Origin of the sequence: Novosphingobium sp. CECT 9465, from assembly GCF_920987055.1 — a bacterium.
Taxonomy (GTDB): Bacteria; Pseudomonadota; Alphaproteobacteria; order Sphingomonadales; family Sphingomonadaceae; genus Novosphingobium.
On the sequence record NZ_CAKLBX010000001.1, the window covers coordinates 2473476 to 2493349 of the forward strand.

A 19874-nucleotide genomic window follows, 5' to 3' on the forward strand; every position below is an offset into this window, starting at 1 on the left:
AACAGGAAAAGTGGTGCCCGCCAAAACGCTCATGGCCGACCAGACCCGACTCTTTCCTGAACAAGGGTTCGCGCCGCCCGGAAAAGGTGGCTTCGACGGTGGCGACAACAGCGGCCACCGCGCCCGTCTGCGCAAGAGATTGATGACCGGCGGCGAAGATGCGCTGGCCGATCACGAAGTCATCGAATACCTGCTGATGGTCGCACGACCCCGGATCGACACCAAACCAATCGCGCGGTCCTTGATCCAGCGCTTCGGCAGCCTCGCCGCCGTGCTCACGGCAGACCCGCAGGCGCTCGCGCTCCACCCCAACATGGGCGAAACCAGCGCCGCTGCATTGCGTATAGTTGCGCTTGCCGCGCGCCGCCTTGCCCGCAACACGGTGCGCGAACAGCCGGTGCTGTCAAACTGGCAGGCGCTGCTCGATTACCTGCATATCGACATGGCGCATCTGAATGTCGAACGTGTGCGGGTGCTCTATCTCAATACCCAGAACATGCTGATCCTCGATCATCTGGTCAGCGAAGGGACATTGGATGAAAGCCCGATCTATGCCCGCGAAGTGATCAAGAAGGCGCTCGAAATCGGCGCGGCATCGATGATCCTCGTGCACAATCATCCGTCCGGCTCGCCCCAACCCAGCCGCGCCGATATCCAGATCACCAACCGGATCGCCGAAGCCGGACGCCTTATGGGCGTCGTCGTACACGATCACATCGTGATCGGGCGTGAAGGTCATGTCTCGCTGAAGACCAAGGGGCTGATCTGAAATCGAACCCGGCGCTCGGTTCAGATCGCCTTCGCTCCGGCCTCACCCACCGATTCAATATCCCGTCCGATGCCCTTGACCGTGTTGCACCCGGCCAGCGCCACGGCCGATCCCAACGCAATGAACAGGGCAATTTTGCGAATCATGATGGTCTCCAAAAGCGAATTGCAGCGAGTTTAGCCAAAATCGCGATTTTCGTCGCCACCATCTCCGCCGGTCCTCCACCTTCGTCATTGCGCGACCCCTGACACTACCCACTCAGGGCACTGCAAGCAGCGCAAATTGTTCAGGCGGACACGGCATTTCCTGAACGAATCCGCAACGCCCCTTGCCTTTGCACTATCCGCCCCCTAGCGGCGCGAGCGAGATTTGCAGTTGGAGTCGAACATGGTCCCCCGCTACGCCCGCCCTGCCATGACCGCGATCTGGGAGCCTGAGGCGCGCTACCGCATCTGGTTCGAGATCGAGGCCCACGCCACCGAAAAGCTGGGCGAACTCGGCGTTGTCCCGCCATCGGGCGCCAAGGCGCTGTGGGACTGGTGGGCGACCAACCCGACCATCGACGTCGCCGCGATCGACGCGATCGAAGCCGTCACCAAGCACGACGTCATCGCGTTCCTTGATTGGGTGGCGCAGCAGGTCGGCCCCGAAGCGCGCTTCATGCATCAGGGCATGACCAGTTCCGACGTGCTCGACACCACGCTCAGCGTCCAGCTTGCCCGCGCATCGGACCTGCTGATCGCCGACATCGACGCGCTGCTTGCTGCAATCAAGCGCCGCGCGTTCGAACACAAATACACGCCCACGATCGGCCGCAGCCACGGCATCCACGCAGAACCGACCACCTTCGGCAAGAAGCTCGCCGAAGCCTATGCCGAATTTACCCGCTGCCGCGCCCGCCTTGTGGCCGCGCGCGCCGAAGTGGCGACTTGCGCCATCTCCGGCGCGGTCGGCACTTTTGCCAACATCGATCCCTCGGTCGAGGAATACGTGGCTGAAAAGCTGGGTCTCGAAGTCGAGCCGGTTTCGACTCAGGTTATTCCGCGCGATCGTCACGCCATGTATTTCGCCACGCTCGGCGTGATTGCCAGCAGCATCGAACGCCTCGCCACCGAAGTCCGCCACCTCCAGCGCACCGAAGTTCTGGAGGCCGAGGAATATTTCGCGCCCGGCCAGAAAGGCTCGTCGGCGATGCCGCACAAGCGCAACCCGGTGCTGACCGAGAACCTCACCGGCCTTGCCCGCGTGGTCCGCTCCGCCGTCACCCCCGCGCTGGAAAACGTGGCGCTGTGGCACGAGCGCGACATCTCGCACTCCTCGGTCGAGCGCTTCATCGGCCCCGATGCCACGATCACGCTCGACTTTGCGCTGGCCCGGCTTACCTCGGTGATCGACAAGCTGCTGGTCTATCCTGAGCGGATGCAGAAGAACCTCGACAAGATGGGCGGCCTTGTCCACTCGCAGCGCGTCCTGCTCGCGCTGACGCAGGCGGGGCTGGAACGCGACGCTTCGTACAGGCTGGTGCAGCGTAACGCGATGAAGGTGTGGGAAAGCGATGGCCAGCTTTCGCTGCTCGAACTGCTCAAGGCCGATCCCGAAGTAAGCGCAGTGATGAGCGCGGCCGAACTGGAGGACAAGTTCAACCTCGACTATCACTTCAAGGCCATCGACACGATTTTCGCGAGGGTGTTCGGAGAAGCCTGAAAACGCGGGGACTCGCCAAGCGCGCCCGCCTGCCCTAGCATTGCGACGGACGGGCGGGTCACGAAGCGAGAGGCGTGAATATGCTGCGTACGATTTTCTGGGTTGTGGTCATTTCCGCACTGGCAGCGTTCAGCGCGGCCAACTGGGTGCCGGTCGAAGTCCGTATCTGGGAAGGCCTGCTGCTGGAAACGAAGCTGCCTGCCCTTGTCATCGGTGCGTTCCTCCTCGGACTCGTGCCGATGTGGTTCCTCTACCGCGCCACCCGCTGGCGTCTGGCCCGCCGCATTGCCTCGCTTGAAACCTCGTTGAACACCCGTACATCGCCGTCCCTCAGTTCCACCAACCTCGAAGCCGCCCAGGGCCAGCCCATCAGAAGCGAGACACCGTGAGCAACCCGATCTACCTGGCCCTCGACCTTCCCCGCCTCGACGCAGCCGTCGCACTTGCCCAAAAAGTGAAGGGCCACGTCGGCGGGCTGAAGCTGGGCCTCGAATTCTTCTGCGCCCACGGCCATCATGGTGTACACGAACTGGCAAAGGTCGGCCTGCCGATCTTCCTCGATCTGAAGCTGCATGACATTCCGAACACCGTCGCGGGCGCGATGCAATCGATCCATGTGCTCGAACCGGCTATCGTCACGATTCATGCATCGGGTGGTCGCGCGATGATGGAAGATGCCAAGGCGGCGGCTGGCGAACATACCAAAGTCATCGCCGTGACCGTGCTGACCAGTCTCGACGATGCCGACCTGAATGGCATGGGTGTAGGCGGATCGGCGCACGATCAGGCACTCCGCCTTGCCGATCTGGCACAGGAAGCGGGCCTTGATGGCATCGTCTGTTCAGGCCAGGAAGTCGCCGCCATCCACAAGCGCTGGAAAGACGGTTATCTCGTCGTGCCAGGTCTGCGTCCGGCGGACGGCAAGCTGGGCGACCAGAAGCGCGCCGTCACGCCCCGCGCCGCGCGCGACGCCGGTGCCAGCATTCTGGTGATTGGCCGCCCGATCAGCCGCGCCGAAGATCCCGTCTCCGCCGCGCGCGCGATCGAAGCCACGCTCTGACGACAATCGGTGCACAGGAACGAAGGCTCGCCTGAACGGTTCATCGCCCTGTAACGTCGGTCCGCCCACATCTGCCGGCAACGACACTTACGGGAGATACCCCCAGATGAAGCGCACGTTCCTTCTCGCTGCCGCCATGGCAGCCCTCACGCCGCTTGCCGCCGCTCATGCACAAGGCATGTCCGCAGGGCCGGTTGTCGCATCGGGCAACACTCTGCTCAGCGTCGCTGCCGAGGGCAAGTCCACACGCACACCCGATCTTGCCGTGTTCAGTGCAGGCGTAACCACGCAGGCCAAGACCGCAGGCGAAGCGCTGACCGAGAACGCCGGCCGCATGACGGCGGTGATCGCATCGCTGCGCAAGGCCGGTATTGCCGAGCGCGACATCCAGACCAGCAACCTTTCGGTCAATCCCGTCTATGGCCAGCCCAAGCGCATGCCCGATGGTTCGATGGAGCAGCAGGACCCGGTGATCATCGGCTATCAGGCGACCAATCAGGTATCGGTCCGCCAGCGCAAGCTCGACAGCTATGGAAAGGTGATCGACACCCTGGTCGCCAATGGTGCCAATCAGGTCAACGGCCCGTCCTTCCAGATCGATAATTCCGATGCGGCAATGGACGAAGCCCGGATCGAGGCGATGAAGAAGGCCCGCGCCCGCGCCGATCTCTATGCCAAGGCCGCAGGGCTGCGCGTTGTCCGCGTCCTGACGATCAGCGAGAACGCGGGCTGGTCACCCCCGCAGCCGCAAGTGATGTTTGCCCGCGCCGAAATGGCCGGAGCGCCCAAATCCTCGCCGGTTGCGGCAGGCGAACTGGAAATGACCGTCACGATCAACGTCACTTACGAACTGGCATCCTGATCGCAAATTGACAGGGGTGGCGCGTTGACCGTAACGCGCCACCCATGACAGCACCCGGATCCGCGCCAGCCATCAAGATTTGCGGCATCAATACGCCGCAGGCGCTCGATGCTGCGGTCGTCGCGCGTGCCGACTACATCGGACTGGTGTTTTTCGCCAAAAGCCCGCGCAATGTGTCGTTGCACGATGCTGCCGTACTTGGCGAGAGGGCAGCCGGACGCAGCAAGGTCGTCGGCCTGTTCGTCGATGCAAACGATGCGACTGTTGCCGAAGCCGTCAGCGCCGCACGGCTCGACGTGATCCAGCTTCATGGCAAGGAAACGCCCCAACGGGCTGCACAGTTGCGCGCGCAGTTTGGGCTGCCGGTGTGGAAGGCCCTGTCGGTGGCCAGCCGCGACGATGTGGGCAATGCTCAAGCATACGCCGCAGCGGCAGACCTGATCCTGTTCGATGCCAAGGCGCCCAAGGGCGCCAATCTTCCCGGCGGGCTGGGGCTGGTGTTCGACTGGGACCTGCTTGCCGCCTATCGCGGCAAAACGCCGTGGGGCCTGGCAGGCGGCCTCTCCCCCGACAACGTGGCAGACGCCGTGCGCCGTACCGGAGCCACGCTGGTCGACGTATCTTCGGGCGTCGAAAGTGCACCCGGCGTGAAGGACGCAGACCGCATCCACGCCTTCTGTTTCAACGCCCGAAACGCGTGATCCGCTAGCCAGCAACGCAAACGGGCGGACTTCGGAAGAAGACCGCCCGCGCAATCGCTTCATTGCGCAGGATCATCCGACCCCGCGCGAAAGGCTTCAGAAGCCGTAAACGAGCGAAACGACAGCCTGGTTGTTGTTCAGGCCGGTCGAACCGTCTTCGCCGTAGTAGTGGGTGTGGTTGTATTCGACGCGCACGCCCACCTTCTCGGTCAGGTCTGCCTGAAGGCCAAGACCAAGACGCAGGCCGTCAGCCGAATCCGAGAACTCATCGCCAGCGACGATCGCGGTGGCACGGCCACGCTGATAGCCGACACGGCCATACAGGGCAGTCGCTTCGCTGGGGCGGAAGCCGAGCAGAGCCGAGGCACCGAAAGCATGATCAGCTTCGAGAGCATCGGTATCGTCACCGACCTTGGCGGTCGACAGGTCGAAGTTGGCTTCGAAACCGGCATAAGTCGAGGTCGACAGCGGGAAGTTGTAACCCGCGAACACGGTGCCGCCGACGCCGTTGATACCGAGGCCTTCGTCATCCGCCGAAGTTGCGAAGTTGTCGTGCGTGACGCCAACGCCAACGTAAGAGCCGGCATCGCCAGCTGCGAAGGCTGGGGTAGCCGCAACAAGCGAGGCAGCGAGAGAGATAAGAACCAGACGCATATATTGTACTCCTGACTTTTTGGCCCCTTCTTTGCGAAGTGAGCGGAGCGGCAGGTAGTATCGCTCCAATTTGGTAGCAATGACAAAAATCACAAAGCTTTTCAGATGCGTTGCGAATGTGACTTTCTCGCAACATTTGTCTTGCTAACAATTTTTAGAGCAGGAAAATTTACTGCGCCATTACTTGAAAAAATGAAGGCGACCCCTAACGGAGCCGCCTCCACGACGTAGCAAGGCCCGTCTAGCCCGTTGCAGATTGCCGGTGGATGAACGACGCATACAGCCTGCTGCAACGCGGCATTGACCTGCACCAAGGGGCGCGACGGCCCGCGACATCAAAGGCGAATCTGGACAAGCGCCGCGCCCTCTGCCAAGCGCCGGGGCATGAGCGTAGAAACCCTTGGCCAGACCCCAAACAGCTTCCGCAATCAGCCTGATGAGCGCGGCCACTTCGGCCAGTTCGGCGGACGCTATGTCGCCGAAACGCTGATGCCGCTGATCCTTGAGCTTGAGCGCGAGTATGAAGCCGCAAAGGTGGATCCGGCGTTCCATGCCGAGTTCGACGATCTGCTCGAACACTATGTCGGACGCCCCAGCCCGCTGTATTTTGCCCCACGCCTGACCGAAGAACTGCGTAAGGGCGCTCCCGCGGGGGGCGGCGCACAGGTCTGGTTCAAGCGCGACGAGCTGAACCATACCGGCGCGCACAAGATCAACAATTGCGTCGGCCAGATCCTGCTCGCCATGCGCATGGGCAAGACGCGGATCATCGCCGAAACCGGCGCGGGCCAGCACGGCGTGGCCACCGCCACCGTCTGCGCGCGCTTCGGCCTGCCTTGCGTGATCTTCATGGGCGCCACCGACGTTGCCCGCCAGGCCCCCAACGTGTTCCGCATGAAGCTGCTGGGCGCCGAAGTTGTGCCGGTGACGGCAGGCGCGGGTACGCTGAAGGATGCGATGAACGAGGCGCTGCGCGATTGGGTCGCCAACGTCCACAACACCTTCTACATCATCGGCACCGCCGCCGGTCCGCACCCCTATCCAGAGCTCGTCCGCGATTTTCAGAGCGTGATCGGCAAGGAAGCGCGCGCGCAGATGCTCGCCCGCACTGGCCGCCTGCCCGATGTGCTGGTTGCGGCCATCGGCGGCGGATCGAACGCCATCGGCCTGTTCCATCCGTTCCTCGATGATCCCTCGGTGAAGATGCTCGGCGTGGAAGCGGCAGGCCACGGCCTCGACAAGCTTCACGCTGCCAGCCTTGCCGGCGGGCGCCCCGGCATCCTTCACGGCAACAAGACCTACCTGCTGCAGGACGATGACGGCCAGATCCTCGAAGGCCACTCGATCAGCGCAGGTCTGGACTATCCCGGCATCGGACCTGAGCATTCCTGGCTCAAGGAAATCGGTCGCGTCGATTATACCTCTGCAACCGACAAGGAAGCGCTCGACGCGTTCCAGCTGCTCTGCCGCACCGAAGGCATCATCCCAGCGCTGGAACCCGCCCACGCCATTGCCGCTGTGCAAAAGCTGGCACCGACAATGGACAAGGACCAGATCATCCTCGCCAACCTGTGCGGTCGCGGCGACAAGGATATCTTCTCCGTCGCGGAGCATCTGGGGGTTTCGCTGTGAGCCGTTTGTCCAACGCCTTCGCCAAGGGGCGTCCCGCCCTAGTCACCTTCGTCACCGGCGGTGACCCTACGCCTGACGCCACCGGCGCCATTCTTGATGCGCTGGTTGAAGGCGGCGCGGACGTGATCGAACTGGGCATGCCCTTCACCGATCCGATGGCCGATGGTCCGGCAATCCAGTTGGCCAACTTGCGCTCGTTAGGCGCTGGCACGACCACCGCCGACATATTCCGCATCGCCACCGAATTTCGCGCGCGCCATCCCGAAGTGCCGCTGGTGCTGATGGGCTATGCCAATCCGATGACCATTCGCGGGAGCGACTGGTTCGCTGCCGAATGCGTGAAGGCAGGCGTCGATGGCGTGATCTGCGTCGATATTCCGCCGGAAGAAGACCCCGAACTTGGGCCTGCCCTGCGTGGCGCTGGCGTCTCGCCGATCCGCCTCGCCACGCCGACGACTGACGCCGCGCGCCTGCCCGCCGTGCTCGAAGGCTCGTCGGGCTTCCTCTATTACGTCTCGGTCGCGGGCATTACCGGCATGCAGCAGGCCGCACAGGCGAGCATCGATGAGGCGGTTTCGCGGATCAAGGCCACGGCCACAATCCCCGTCGCGGTCGGTTTCGGCGTACGCACACCCGATCAGGCCGCGGCCATCGCGAAAGTAGCTGACGGCGTTGTCGTCGGTTCGGCGCTGGTCGATCTGGTCGCACAGCACGGCGCGAATGCCGCTGGCCCGGTGCGGGAACTCACCGCCGCGCTTGCCGCCGCCGTCCACTCTGCCCGCAAGGGCGCTTTGTAAGGATATTCTGGGCATGAGCTGGCTCAACAAGGTCCGCAACGCGCTCCCCTTCACGCCGAAGCGGGACACGCCGGACAACCTGTGGATCAAGTGCCCGTCGTGCAGCGAAATGCTGTTCGTGAAGGACTATGAAGACAACCTCTCGGTCTGCCCGCATTGCGATCACCACGGCCGCATCGGCGCCGATGCGCGGTTCGACCAGTTGCTGGACGCAGGCTACGAACTGCTGCCCGCGCCCAAGGTCAAGGAAGACCCGCTCAAGTTCCGCGACAGCAAGAAGTATGTGGACCGCCTGAAGGCCGCCCGCGCCGCCAATCCCCATGCCGATGCGCTGACCAACGCTTTCGGCAAGATCGAGGGGCAGAAGGCCGTCGTCGGCGTACAGGAATTCGCTTTCATGGGCGGATCGATGGGCATGGCCGTGGGCAATGCCTTCGTCGCTGGCGTTGACCGGGCTGTGCGGGAAAAGTGCCCATACGTTGCGGTCACCGCAGCAGGCGGCGCGCGCATGCAGGAGGGCATTCTCAGCCTGATGCAGATGCCGCGTTCCACGGTGGCAATTGCCCGCCTGCGCGCCGCTGGCCTGCCCTATATCGTCGTGCTGACCGATCCCACCACCGGCGGCGTCACCGCCAGCTACGCCATGCTGGGCGACGTGCAGATTGCCGAACCGGGCGCCCTGATCGGCTTTGCCGGACAGCGCGTGATTCAGGACACCATCCGCGAAAAGCTGCCCGAAGGCTTCCAGCGCGCCGAATACCTCTACGCCCACGGCATGGTCGATATGGTGACTCACCGCCGCGACCTGAAGATCACGCTGGCGCAGGTGATCGACTACCTGATGGCGGCGAAGGCGGCTTGAGCCTCATCCTCCCCGCCTGGGGAGGGGGACCGCGCGAAGCGTGGTGGAGGGGACTCTCCACTGAGCGCAGCGGTTTCCGCGAGTCCCCACCACCGTCCTTCGGACGGTCCCCCTCCCCATGCCGGGGAGGATAGATGCGCGACTTCGCGATCTCCGAAAACCCTGCGGTTCAGGCCCAGCTTGATCGCCTGGGTGCACTGTCGCTGCCATCGGGCCGTCTTGGTCTTGATACGGTGCGCGAACTCTGCGCCCGGCTCGGCAACCCGCAAGACAGCCTTCCGCCGGTGTTCCATGTCGCGGGCACCAACGGCAAGGGCTCGACCTGCACCTATCTGCGCTACATTCTCGAAGCCGAAGGGCTGACCGTCCATTCGGCAACCAAGCCCCACCTGGTGCGATACAACGAACGCATCCGCATCGCAGGTTCGCTGATTGACGACGCGCCGCTCGCCGCCCTGCTCAAGGAAGTGCTCGACGCCGGGGCCGACCTCGAACCCAGCTTTTTCGAAGTCACCACCGTCGCCACCTTCCTGGCTTTCGCCCGCATACCCGCAGACGCCTGCGTGATCGAAACCGGGCTTGGCGGCAGGCTCGATGCGACCAACGTCATGCCCACCGCCGCCGTCTGCGGCATCGCCACACTGGGCATCGATCACGAAGCATTCCTGCTCACCCCGGAACAGGGCGTACCCTCTGCCCCGCTCGCCCGCATTGCGTTCGAGAAGGCGAGCATCGCAAAGCCCGGCGTACCGTTGGTGACGATGGCCTATTCCGAAGACGCCGCCGCCTCGGTGATCGAAACCGCAGCCCGCATCGGTGCGCCGGTTATCATGCGCGGGCGGGATTGGGACGCGGATATCGCAGGATTGATCCACTACCGCGATGAACGCGGCGAATTGCCGCTGCCGCTGCCCGCGCTCCCCGGTGTGCATCAGGCGGAAAACGCTGCGCTGGCCGTGGCTATGATCCGCCACCAGAGCGCGGTGCAGGTAACGCCCGGCGCAGTGGGCAAGGGCATCCTCGACGCGCGCTGGCCTGCGCGGTTGCAGCGGCTGAGGTCCGGGCCGATCACCGATCTTGCAGGAGGGCGCACGGTCTGGCTGGATGGCGGGCACAACCCCGACGCAGGCATCGCCATCGCTCGTCATCTGGAAAGCCAGCCGCCGGTCCACCTGATCATGGGCATGCTGGCGAACAAGGACCCGTCGGCGATCCTGAAGCCGCTGGCCGACCGCGCCTTGTCGATTTCGGTCGTCCCCGCGCCGGGGCACGATGCGCACCAGCCAAGGGACTTTGCGCCATTCACCGCCCTGCCGGTGCAAAGCTTTGCCACGGTGCCGGAGGCGATGGCCGCGCTGCCGACGCAGGGCAATGTGCTGATTGCCGGATCCCTTTACCTTGCCGGTGAAGTGTTGCGATTGAACAACGAGATACCTGACTAACCCGTCCGTGTCAGTTGAACACGTCTGCCTCGCTCTCCGCGTCTTCCCCGGCCGAGCCCATCGCTGCATCGACCAATCCACTGCGGCTCATCCACCAGAACAGGGCAATGCCCGGCAGCGCCAGCAGCGTGGTAGCCACGTAGAAGTTCACGTAACCCAGTGATTCGATCAGTCCGCCCGCGGTCGTGCCCGTGGCAAAGCGCCCCACGACGCTCGCACTCGCTGAAATCAGCGCATATTGGGAAGCTGTGTAGCGCAGATCGCACAACGCCGAGAAATAGGCGACGACGACCACCCCGCCATAGCCCGACGCGATGTTTTCGAACCCGATGGCGCCCGCCATGCCGATGTTCGAATGTCCGGCCGCTGCCAGTGCGGCAAAGGAAAGGTTCGAAACCGCCATCAGCACCAGTGCCAGCAGAACCGAGCGCTTGAGACCCATTTTTGCATAGGCGACGCCGCCGATGAACACCCCGATGAGATAGGCCCAGAAGCCGACACCCACATCCCAGATCGCAATCTCGTCGTTGGTGAAACCAAGATCGTCGAACAGCAGGCGGAAGGTCAGGTTCGCCAAAGTATCGCCCACCTTGTGAACGAGGATGAACAGTAGCACCAGCCACGCGCCGTGGCGACGGAAGAACTCGCCAAACGGCCCGGTGATCGAGGCAACGACCTCGCCGACCCCCTTCTTCGCCAAAGGTTCGCGGTGGCGGGAAGGTTCGCCCAGCACCAGCGCAGTAAGCATCGCAGGCAGCGCGAACAAGGCGCAGACAAGGTAGGCCGCGCTCCACCCGAAACGCGCCGAAATCACCAGTGCCAAAGCACCTGCGCCCGCTGAACCGATGCGCCAGCCGTACTGGCTCATGCCCGATCCGGTGCCGAGCTGGTACGGTTTCAGCGTCTCGATCCGGTAAGCGTCGATCACGATGTCAAAAGTCGCCCCGGCGATGCCGACAAGTACGGCAGCCAGCACTGTAACGCCCAGGTCCGCCGATGGATCGACCAGCGCCAGATTGGCCACCGCCGCCATCACCAGCGTTCCGGCCAACAGCATCCACGACACGCGCTGTCCCAGCCTGCCGAGTAGCGGCAGATGCACACCATCAACCAGCCAGGCCCAGAAAACCTTGAGGTTGTAGACAAGAAACGCCAGCGTGAACGCGGTGACGGTCTTCTTGTCGATACCGTCCTGCGCCAGCCGCGTGGTCAGGGTTGCGCCGATCATGGCATAGGGAAAGCCCGACGACATGCCGAGGAAGAACGCGGCGAGCGATTCCTTTTCAAGGTATGGCTGCACCGATTGCCACAGGCTGCGCTTTGCGGACGTGTCTGCGTTCATCGACGCGAATGCTCCCTCTTCGTTACCGCGCAGACTAGCGGCCAATTCTCGCGGCGCCAGAGCCTGATGACGCAGGGGTGACGGATCGCGCGTTCTCGCGTAAGGGCTGCCCCATGACTTTTCCCCCAAGAAACGGCGGCGACCGCCCCAAAAGGTTCAGCCCCCGAACCACTGCGCCTGAAAAGAAGCCGTTTTCCATGCGCAGCGGTGCGCCGCGCACGTCGCAGCCGGTAGTGCCAGCCAAGCGCGCGCTGGCCGAAGACGGCACCGAGCGTGAAGGCGATCGCATCGCCAAGCTGCTCGCGCGCGCCGGGATCGCCAGCCGCCGCGAGGTTGAGCGGATGATCGAGGATGGCCGCGTCAAGATCGGGGACGAAGTCGTCACCACGCCCGCCACCTTGCTGAAAAGCCTGCGCGGGGTTTCGGTGGACGGCAAGCTTGTCGGCCCGATTGCCGCACCGCGCCTGTTCCGGTTTCACAAACCTGCCGGCCTCATCACTGCCGAGCGCGACCCGACGGGACGCCCGACGATCTACACCGCGCTGCGCAATTCATTGCCCGCAGACACCCCGCGCGTGATGCCGGTGGGTCGCCTCGACGTGAACACCGAGGGCCTGCTGTTGATGACCAACGATGGCGAGTTGAAGCGCGCCATGGAACTGCCCTCAACCGGCATCCCACGCACTTATCGCGTCCGTACCTTCGGTGACATCACCCAGGCGCGGCTGGAAGAACTGATCGAAGGCATCGAGGTCGACGGTGTGCGCTATGGCCCGATCAACGCCAATCTCGAACGCAGCGCAGGCCGCAACAAGTGGATCGAAATGACGCTGACCGAAGGCAAGAACCGCGAAATCCGCCGCGTTCTGGAACATCTCGGTCTTGAAGTCTCGCGTCTGCTGCGCACCCGGTATGGTCCGTTCGAACTGGCCGACCTGCAACGTGGTTCCGTCGAGGAAATCCCGCAGGTTCTGGTCGAACGCTTCCGCAAGACACTGAAACCGGCATGAGGATCATAGCGGGAGAATGGCGCGGACGCCCGGTCCGCGCGCCTGAAGGCGACACCACGCGCCCCACCGCCGATCGCACGCGCGAGACGCTGTTCTCGATGCTTGCCAGCCGCCTCGGCAGTTTCGAAGGGCTTGCCGTGGCCGACCTGTTCGCAGGATCGGGCGCGCTCGGTCTTGAAGCGCTGTCACGCGGCGCGGCGACTGCCATGTTCGTGGAAAGCGACGCCGCCGCCGTTCGCGCCATCCGCGCCAACATTGCCGCACTGCGCTGCGCCCCGCAATGCGATGTGCGCGCGTCTTCCGTGCTGTCGCTCGGCCCCACGAAGAAGCCGCTCGATCTCGTCATGCTCGATCCGCCCTACGGCACCGGCGCGGGCGTGGTCGCCATCGAGAAACTGGCCCGGCTTGGCTGGATCGGCGAAGGCACCTGGATCAGCCTGGAAACCGGCCTCAAGGAAGTGCCCGATGTGCGGATCTGCGAAGTCGATGCCGACCGCAAAGTTGGCAAGGCGCTGATCACGCTGATGCGGCTGAAGGGTTAAGCGCGCTCTCCCCTTCAGGGGAGATGGCTATTCAATCCCGCAACTTCGGCGAAAACTGCACGCCTGCCAGCGTCATCGCGCCCGCCAGCGTCAGAAACACGCCGACATAGGCAGTGCCGCCCTCGCTCGCGGCCCATGCCGCCGCGAACGGTGACAGCGCGCCGCCGATGATCCCGCCCACGTTGAAAGCCAGCGAAATACCGGTGTAGCGCACCGAGACGGGAAACAGCGTCGGCAACCAGGCGCCCAGCGGGCCATAGGCAAGGCCCATCACGAACAGCGATCCGGCCAGAGTGGCAAAGACCAGTGGCAGCGAACCTGAACCGAGGCCCGTCCCGAACACCAGCCCCATCACCGCCGTCAGCGCCGCGCCGGTGCCCAATACGCGCTGGACCGAGGACTTGTCGGCCCACCACCCCGCCAGCAGGATGCCAACGGCGAAGAAGGTGTTCGCGCCAAGCTGCACCGCGAGGAACTCCTGCTTGGCATAGCCGAGCTTGGTCGTGGCGAAGGACAAGGCGAACGTGGTGGCAAGGTAGAAGATCGCGAAACATGCCACGACGCCCGCGATCCCGGCAAACACTGCGGGGGTGTGATCGCGCAGCAGGCGCGTGATCGGCACTTGCGGCGGCGGGGCCTTTTCCATCTCTGCCTTGAACGAAGGCGTTTCGCCGATCTTCAGGCGCACCCACAGCCCCACGCCGACGAGCACCGCGCTTGCCAGGAACGGCACACGCCAGCCCCAACTTGCGAAATCCTCGTCCGAAAGGCCAAGACCCAGCAGCAGGAACAGCCCGTTGGCGAAGAAGAACCCCACCGGCGCACCCAGTTGCGGGGCGCAGCCGAAGCGCGCCTCCCAGCCCTTGGGCGCATTTTCCACCGCCAGCAGTGCCGCCCCGCCCCACTCTCCGCCAAGGCCGAAACCTTGCCCGAAGCGCAGAAGGCACAGCAGCGCTGGAGCAATCCAGCCGGCCATGGCATAAGTCGGCAGGAACGCGATCAGCAGAGTCGATGTGCCCATCAGCATGAGCGAGGCGACCAGCGTGGACTTGCGCCCGATGCGGTCGCCAAAGTGTCCGAAAGCCACCGCGCCCACTGGCCGCGCAAAGAACGCCAGCCCGAAGGACATGAAGGCCAGCAGCGTTTGCGCGGTCTGCGATTCGGTGGGAAAGAACAGAGGGCCGATCACCAGAGCGGCAGCGGTTGCGTAGATGTAGAAATCGTAGAATTCGACCGCCGTGCCGACGAGGCTGGCGGTGAGCACACGACCGTGCTGGCGAATCGGATTCATCTGTGCGCTCTCCCCCATGCGTCGCGACGCGCTTGTTCAGCGTCAGGGTGCCTGGGTCAAGCAAACCAGAATTCCGCGAACAGGCAAAGAGCGCCGGTTTCCCGACGCTCTCGTACCTTCGCGCGTTCTCCAATGCTGTGTGACGTTAAACGCCGCCACGGTTGCGACAGCTGTCCTTCACGGTCTTGCTGCACAACGGATAAGTCTTGTTCATGGCTTCGGCTGGCGGCGAGGCCATGTTGCCCGTCTGGGCCGGGGCCGAGGTACTGTCGCCAGTCGAACTCATCTTCCCGGCTGACATGGGCGTTGAAGACATGGGCGAAGCACCTGCGGCGTTCGGCGATGACATCGGATCGGCCGGGCTAGCAGGATTCCCCATACCGGGGGCGGGCTGTGCTGGCGTGGCGGGCATGTTCCCCGATGCCGAAGGCGCAGGCTGTCCCTTTACTTGGGCAACGATTGAGGGCCACACTTGCGTACGCTGGTCGGGCGTCATCGCATAGACTTGCGCTTTCTGCTCATCGGTCAGCGCCCACCAACCCTTCTGCTGATCGGGATCGAGCGTCCAGAAGTATTCCTGATAGTTTGCAGGCCAAGCGTTGTACCTGGTCTTCTGCTCGGCTGGCCAAGTATCGATCTGGCTCTGCTGATCGGGCGTCGGCGCGAACGTGCCCGTTGCCGTGGCGGGTGCGGTAGGTGCCGTTGAGTCCGTCATCGTGGGTGTGGTCGACTGCGCCGCAACGAATGCAGGCGCCGAAGCCAAGGCAAGCGCCAGTGCGCTTGTGGCAAAGAGGTTTCGCATCGTATTTCTCCTGGCTATTTCTTTTTTACCCGAAAGTATTTGCCCAAACGCTGGCGCGCATCGGGGTTCCCGCAAGTGAGACGGAAAGAGCGCAACATGAGATCGCTGGATAAGGCTCGTGTTAACCAACTAGCCGCTACGCCAGAACCGAGTTTTGATTTGGGGGCTTTCGTGACTGACTTGATTCGAAATGTGCTGATGGGCTTGGGTTGCCTTGGCCTGCTTTGGATGGGGTCTTGCGCGATGATCGGTGCAGGGACGGCGGTGGCGGTCAACTCGACTTCGGAAAAGGTCGGAAAATGGTACGAAAAGGAAGAGCTCAAGCAGCATAACGAGCGCGACAACAAGGCCGCCGCCTATCATGAGCATTCCGATTACAATGCCGACTACTACGAAAACTACGAGGATTGAGGCAGGCCGGGCGGTGATGGCCCGCCGCCCCCTTGTACGACGGAGCGATGTTCTCTAACCGTTCCGCGGTGAACCAACCTGCGAATCTCGATCAAACCTGGCTGGACGGCCTGAATGCCCCCCAACGCGAGGCGGTGACCACGACCGAAGGGCCGGTGCTGATGCTGGCGGGTGCCGGTACGGGCAAGACTGCCGCGCTCACCGCGCGCCTTGCCAACCTGCTGCGCCAGAGGCTTGCGTGGCCCAGCGAAATCCTGTGCGTCACCTTTACCAACAAGGCCGCGCGCGAAATGCGCGAGCGCGTCGGCGCGCTGATCGGGCCTGCGGTGGAGGGGATGCCGTGGCTTGGCACATTCCATTCGATCGCCGCCAAGATGCTGCGTCGCCATGCCGAACTCGTTGGCCTGCAATCGAACTTCACGATCATCGACACCGACGACCAGTTGCGCCTGCTCAAGCAGTTGATCCAGGCCGAGGGCGTTGACGACAAACGCTGGCCTGCCAAGCAACTGGCGGGCCTGATAGACAAATGGAAGAACCGGGGGCTGAACCCCGCCGATCTGGATGCGCTGGAGAACGAAGCCTATGCCAATGGCAAGGGCCAACGCTTCTATGCGCTTTACCAGAACCGGCTGCGCGACCTGAACGCCTGCGATTTCGGCGACCTGACCCTGCACATGCTCAACATCTTCCGGCGTGAGCGCGATGTGTTGGAATCGTGGCAGCAGCGATTCAAATACGTGATGGTGGACGAATATCAGGACACCAATGCGGTGCAGTACCTGTGGCTGCGCCTGCTCGCCCAGAACCGCAAGAACATCTGCGTGGTGGGGGACGACGACCAGTCGATCTATTCATGGCGCGGCGCAGAAGTTGCCAATATCTTGCGGTTCGAAAAGGATTTTCCGGGCGCGAAAGTCATCAAGCTGGAGCAGAACTATCGCTCCACCCCGCACATCCTCGGCGCGGCATCGGGCCTGATCGCGGAAAATTCGGAACGGCTTGGCAAGACGCTGTGGACCGAGATCGACGGCGGCGACAAGGTTCGTGCCATCGGTGTGTGGGACGGGCCGGAAGAAGCGCGCCGCGTGGGCGAGGAAATCGAACGGCTTGAGCGCGAAGGCGCCCCGCTCGATCGCATCGCCATCCTTGTGCGCGCGCAGTTCCAGACACGCGAATTCGAAGACCGCTTCATCCAGATCGGCCTCGGTTACCGCATCGTCGGCGGCTTCCGCTTTTATGAGCGCGCCGAAATCCGTGATGCGCTGGCCTATCTGCGGATCATCGCCAGCCCGCAGGATGATCTGGCGTTCGAGCGAATCTACAACACCCCTAAACGCGGCCTTGGCGACAAGACGCTGGAAAAGCTGCACCGCCATGCCCGCGCGCGCGGCGTGGCGCTGTCCATGGCTGCGGTCGAAATCCTCGATACCGACGAACTGCCCGCCCGTGCGCGTGGTACGCTCGCCACGCTGATGCGCAGCTTCGCCAAGTGGCGCGACGATGCCAAGACGCTCGTCCCTGCCGAACTTGTCCGCACCATCCTTGATGAAAGCGGCTACACCGCTGCGCTTCAGGCTGAGAAAACCGCCGAAGCATCTGGCCGCCTCGAAAATCTTTCCGAACTCGCCCGCGCGATGGAAGAGTATGAAACGCTGGGCGATTTCCTGGAACACGTCAGCTTGGTGATGGACAACGAGGCCGCAGCGGACACCGAGAAGGTCACGATCATGACCATCCACGCCGCCAAGGGGTTGGAGTTCGATCACCTGTTCCTGCCAGGCTGGGAAGAAGGCGTATTCCCCTCGCAGCGTTCGCTGGATGAGGGCGGCCTTGCCTCATTGGAGGAAGAACGCCGCCTTGCCTATGTGGCGATCACCCGCGCGCGGCGACGCTGCACCATTCTGCATGCCGCCAACCGCCGCATCTATGGGCAGTGGACGAGTTCCATCCCTTCACGCTTCATTGCCGAATTGCCCGCTGAACATGTCGATGAAGAAACCACACTTTCGGGCGGTGCATCGATGTGGCGCGCGAACTGGAGCGAGCGCGACGATCCGTTTGCCCATGTAGCGCAAGCACAGCCATCACGCGCGCAATCGCGCGGTCCCGGTTGGCAGCGCGCCGCCGCGCAACCGTTCACCCCTGCCCCGCGCCGCATTCCCGAAGCCACCCGCAGCGCCGCCAGCTTCGCCGCAAAGCCGCGCGGTGATGTGGCCGTGGGCGTCCGCGTGTTCCACGAAAAGTTCGGCTACGGCACCGTGGCGGCGCAGGAAGGCAACAAGCTGGAAATCGATTTCGAAACCGGCGGCCGCAAGCGCGTGATCGACAGCTTCGTCAAGCTGGCGGGTTAGCGCAATAAATGACTTTCCCCTGAGATCAGGGAAAAGTCAGAGCGCCGAAACGCTCAGGAACCCCGGAACCGGGCCGTTCCATTCCCCCGCCTGGGCTGGCGGATCGATGCTGTCGCGGCGCGGTGTGGGTTCGGAGCGCAGGGCGCGGCTCGGCTCGGCAATGCGTGGTTCGGTCGGCGCATTGCGTGGCTCACGCGCGGGGCGTGGCTCACGCGCGGGGCGTTCCTTGCGCGCGGCGCGCGCTTCTACAGCCGGAGTTTCGACAACGGCCGCTTCGACGGCCACTTCGCGTTCGGGGCGCTTGGACCGTCCGCCACGGCCCCGCGGTTCGCGCTTTGGCTCCGCACCGGCCTCGCGCTCGGCACGGGGCTTGGCTTCGGCCTTGTCGCCTGTGCCGCCCATGTCGATCTTGAATTCGGGAATCTTGGTTCCCTGCAGTTTCTCGACGTTTTCGATCGATTCGATATCGTCGTCCGAAACCAGCGTGAAGGCGCGACCCGTTGCCCCGCCGCGGCCAGTGCGACCGATGCGGTGGACGTAATCGTCGGGGTGCCATGGCGTGTCGAAGTTGAACACGTGGCTCACACCCTTCACGTCAAGCCCGCGCGCGGCGACATCGGAGGCGCACAGGATGGTGATGACGCCATCCTTGAACTTCTGCAGTTCGGCGTTGCGCGCGTTCTGGTCCATGTCACCATGGATTTCACCAGCGGCAAAGCCATGGCTTTGCAATGATTTGGCGAGTTCCCGCACGGTCGTCTTGCGGTTGGCAAAAACGATCGCGGTGGATACGTTATCGGTGCGCAGCAGGTGGCGCAGCACATCGCGCTTGGCACGGGTGGTGCAGCGCACCTTGTGCTGGACGATGCTGGTATTGGTGCTGGCGGGCCGCGCCACTTCGATCGTCTTGGGATTCGAAAGGAACTTGTCGGCCAGCTTCTTGATCGGTGGCGGCATCGTGGCCGAAAACAGCAGCGTCTGGCGCTGGGCTGGCAGTTTAGTGCAGATATTTTCGATGTCGGGGATGAACCCCATGTCGAGCATGCGATCAGCCTCGTCGATCACCAGCAGATCGCAGCCAGTCAGCAGGATTTTGCCGCGTTCGAACAGGTCCATCAGGCGGCCCGGCGTGGCGATCAGCACGTCGACGCCGTCCTGTAGTGCCTTGACCTGATCACCCATCTGCACGCCGCCGATCAGCAGCGCCATCTTCAGGTCGTGATTCTTGCCATACTTTTCGAAATTCTCGGCAACCTGCGCCGCAAGTTCCCGCGTGGGTTCAAGAATGAGCGAACGCGGCATCAGCGCGCGGCGGCGGCCATGAGCCAGAATGTCGATCATCGGCAGGACGAAGCCGGCAGTCTTGCCCGTGCCCGTCTGCGCGATACCGATGATGTCACGCATCATCAGGACCGATGGAATCGCCTGCGCCTGAATCGGAGTTGGCTCATCATAGCCGGCGTCGAGAACCGACTGGAGCAATTCATCCGAGAGGCCGAGGTCGGCAAACTTCATGCAGGCAATGTTCCGAAAACAAGAGGCGGCGCAAAATTCATGGCGCCAGTTGGACAGCGGCCCGCAAGGGGAAGCGCCAACACCGTCCGCGCGCTATGCCGATTTGCGGCGAAAAGTCAACAAT

At 63.4% G+C, this 19874-nt stretch carries 20 protein-coding genes; 14 read left to right on the plus strand and 6 right to left on the minus strand.

Annotation, left to right across the window (positions count from 1 at the left end; genetic code table 11):
• Window positions 1-31: 31 nt before the first annotated feature.
• Window positions 32-769 carry a DNA repair protein RadC gene (gene radC, locus LUA85_RS11905; protein ID WP_231471858.1) on the plus strand — a complete coding sequence of 246 codons (738 nt, stop codon included), beginning with the start codon at window positions 32-34 and terminating at the stop codon, window positions 767-769.
• A gap of 20 nt (window positions 770-789) precedes the next feature.
• Here radC and LUA85_RS11910 read toward each other — a convergent pair whose 3' ends face one another.
• A complete protein-coding gene (locus LUA85_RS11910) occupies window positions 790-915 on the minus strand; it encodes an entericidin A/B family lipoprotein (protein WP_231469988.1) in 126 nt (41 codons plus the stop codon).
• A gap of 241 nt (window positions 916-1156) precedes the next feature.
• Here LUA85_RS11910 and purB point away from each other — a divergent pair, with 241 nt between their 5' ends.
• The 5 genes from purB (at window position 1157) to LUA85_RS11935 (ending at window position 5096) form a co-directional block, all read left to right on the plus strand.
• Window positions 1157-2473 carry an adenylosuccinate lyase gene (purB, locus tag LUA85_RS11915; protein WP_231469989.1) on the plus strand — a complete coding sequence of 439 codons (1317 nt, stop codon included), beginning with the start codon at window positions 1157-1159 and terminating at the stop codon, window positions 2471-2473.
• A gap of 80 nt (window positions 2474-2553) precedes the next feature.
• A complete protein-coding gene (locus tag LUA85_RS11920; protein ID WP_231469991.1) occupies window positions 2554-2862 on the plus strand; it encodes a DUF1049 domain-containing protein in 309 nt (102 codons plus the stop codon).
• Window positions 2859-3533: an orotidine-5'-phosphate decarboxylase gene (gene pyrF / locus LUA85_RS11925; RefSeq protein WP_231469993.1), complete on the plus strand. Its 675-nt coding sequence runs from the start codon at window positions 2859-2861 to the stop codon at window positions 3531-3533. Before LUA85_RS11920 ends, pyrF begins: the two co-directional genes overlap by 4 nt.
• 106 nt (window positions 3534-3639) lie before the next feature.
• Complete coding sequence (locus LUA85_RS11930; RefSeq protein WP_231469995.1) at window positions 3640-4395, plus strand: SIMPL domain-containing protein; 756 nt, start codon at window positions 3640-3642, stop codon at window positions 4393-4395.
• Window positions 4396-4439: 44 nt separating this feature from the next.
• Window positions 4440-5096: a phosphoribosylanthranilate isomerase gene (locus LUA85_RS11935; RefSeq protein WP_231469997.1), complete on the plus strand. Its 657-nt coding sequence runs from the start codon at window positions 4440-4442 to the stop codon at window positions 5094-5096.
• A 96-nt stretch (window positions 5097-5192) separates the two neighbouring features.
• Here LUA85_RS11935 and LUA85_RS11940 read toward each other — a convergent pair whose 3' ends face one another.
• Entirely contained in the window at window positions 5193-5750 is a 558-nt protein-coding gene (locus LUA85_RS11940) for a porin family protein (protein WP_231469999.1), read from the minus strand.
• A 384-nt stretch (window positions 5751-6134) separates the two neighbouring features.
• Between LUA85_RS11940 and trpB the strand changes: the two genes are divergently transcribed.
• The 4 genes from trpB (at window position 6135) to LUA85_RS11960 (ending at window position 10483) form a co-directional block, all read left to right on the plus strand.
• Window positions 6135-7382: a tryptophan synthase subunit beta gene (gene trpB, locus LUA85_RS11945; RefSeq protein ID WP_231470000.1), complete on the plus strand. Its 1248-nt coding sequence runs from the start codon at window positions 6135-6137 to the stop codon at window positions 7380-7382.
• The gene (gene trpA, locus LUA85_RS11950) at window positions 7379-8179 is read left to right on the plus strand and encodes a tryptophan synthase subunit alpha (protein ID WP_231470009.1); all 801 of its coding nucleotides are present in this window, start codon (window positions 7379-7381) and stop codon (window positions 8177-8179) included. Before trpB ends, trpA begins: the two co-directional genes overlap by 4 nt.
• Before the next feature lie 13 nt (window positions 8180-8192).
• Window positions 8193-9041: an acetyl-CoA carboxylase, carboxyltransferase subunit beta gene (gene accD, locus LUA85_RS11955; RefSeq protein ID WP_231470011.1), complete on the plus strand. Its 849-nt coding sequence runs from the start codon at window positions 8193-8195 to the stop codon at window positions 9039-9041.
• A 134-nt stretch (window positions 9042-9175) separates the two neighbouring features.
• Window positions 9176-10483 (plus strand): folylpolyglutamate synthase/dihydrofolate synthase family protein, encoded by a 1308-nt coding sequence (locus LUA85_RS11960; protein ID WP_231470013.1) that lies wholly within the window; start codon window positions 9176-9178, stop codon window positions 10481-10483.
• Between the two features lie 10 nt (window positions 10484-10493).
• On the opposite strand, the gene LUA85_RS11965 is transcribed toward LUA85_RS11960, so the two are convergent.
• Window positions 10494-11825 carry an MFS transporter gene (locus LUA85_RS11965; RefSeq protein ID WP_231470015.1) on the minus strand — a complete coding sequence of 444 codons (1332 nt, stop codon included), beginning with the start codon at window positions 11823-11825 and terminating at the stop codon, window positions 10494-10496.
• A 113-nt stretch (window positions 11826-11938) separates the two neighbouring features.
• On the opposite strand from LUA85_RS11965, the gene LUA85_RS11970 reads away from it, so the two are divergent.
• Both LUA85_RS11970 and rsmD read left to right on the plus strand, forming a co-directional pair.
• Window positions 11939-12835, plus strand: a complete 897-nt coding sequence (locus LUA85_RS11970; protein WP_231470023.1) for a pseudouridine synthase — start codon at window positions 11939-11941, stop codon at window positions 12833-12835.
• Complete coding sequence (gene rsmD / locus LUA85_RS11975) at window positions 12832-13377, plus strand: 16S rRNA (guanine(966)-N(2))-methyltransferase RsmD (RefSeq protein ID WP_231470032.1); 546 nt, start codon at window positions 12832-12834, stop codon at window positions 13375-13377. Before LUA85_RS11970 ends, rsmD begins: the two co-directional genes overlap by 4 nt.
• A 31-nt stretch (window positions 13378-13408) precedes the next feature.
• On the opposite strand, the gene LUA85_RS11980 is transcribed toward rsmD, so the two are convergent.
• The gene (locus LUA85_RS11980) at window positions 13409-14668 is read right to left on the minus strand and encodes an MFS transporter (protein WP_231470034.1); all 1260 of its coding nucleotides are present in this window, start codon (window positions 14666-14668) and stop codon (window positions 13409-13411) included.
• 145 nt (window positions 14669-14813) lie between these two features.
• The gene (locus LUA85_RS11985; RefSeq protein ID WP_231470036.1) at window positions 14814-15470 is read right to left on the minus strand and encodes a hypothetical protein; all 657 of its coding nucleotides are present in this window, start codon (window positions 15468-15470) and stop codon (window positions 14814-14816) included.
• A 171-nt stretch (window positions 15471-15641) separates the two neighbouring features.
• On the opposite strand from LUA85_RS11985, the gene LUA85_RS11990 reads away from it, so the two are divergent.
• Window positions 15642-15881: a hypothetical protein gene (locus LUA85_RS11990; RefSeq protein WP_231470037.1), complete on the plus strand. Its 240-nt coding sequence runs from the start codon at window positions 15642-15644 to the stop codon at window positions 15879-15881.
• 47 nt (window positions 15882-15928) lie between these two features.
• Entirely contained in the window at window positions 15929-18235 is a 2307-nt protein-coding gene (locus tag LUA85_RS11995; protein WP_371823680.1) for an ATP-dependent helicase, read from the plus strand.
• Between the two features lie 36 nt (window positions 18236-18271).
• Here the strand turns inward: LUA85_RS11995 and LUA85_RS12000 are convergent, their stop codons facing one another.
• Complete coding sequence (locus LUA85_RS12000; RefSeq protein ID WP_231470041.1) at window positions 18272-19750, minus strand: DEAD/DEAH box helicase; 1479 nt, start codon at window positions 19748-19750, stop codon at window positions 18272-18274.
• Between the last annotated feature and the right edge of the window lie 124 nt (window positions 19751-19874).